Below are 248 nucleotides of genomic sequence, written 5' to 3'. Positions count from 1 at the left end.
GGCGGCGAGATCACCTACACCGCGACGCTGACCAACCCGGCTGGCACCGCCATGACCATCACCCTCAGCAATGGTGAAAGCATCACCATCGCGGCCGGTGAAACCAGCGGCAGCGTCACCGTCGCCGCGCCGGACGATGACGTCTACATCGACGCCGGTCAGGTCGAGGCGACCATCACCGGCACCAGTGGCGGCGACTTCGAAAATCTGGCTGTGGATAACACTCCAGCCGTTACCGAGGTCAACGA

General features: G+C 63.7%; 1 protein-coding gene. It reads left to right on the top strand.

All coding sequences use genetic code 11. The features are described 5' to 3' along the window. On the top strand, nt 1-248 hold a 248-nt coding region (locus M2D63_RS25945; RefSeq protein ID WP_285865907.1), incomplete at both ends, for an immunoglobulin-like domain-containing protein.

Source organism: Pseudomonas sp. BJa5 (genome assembly GCF_030272875.2).
GTDB lineage: Bacteria > Pseudomonadota > Gammaproteobacteria > Pseudomonadales > Pseudomonadaceae > Aquipseudomonas.
The sequence above is the reverse complement of the archived record's forward strand: the minus strand, read 5'-3'. Positions and strand labels throughout refer to the sequence as shown.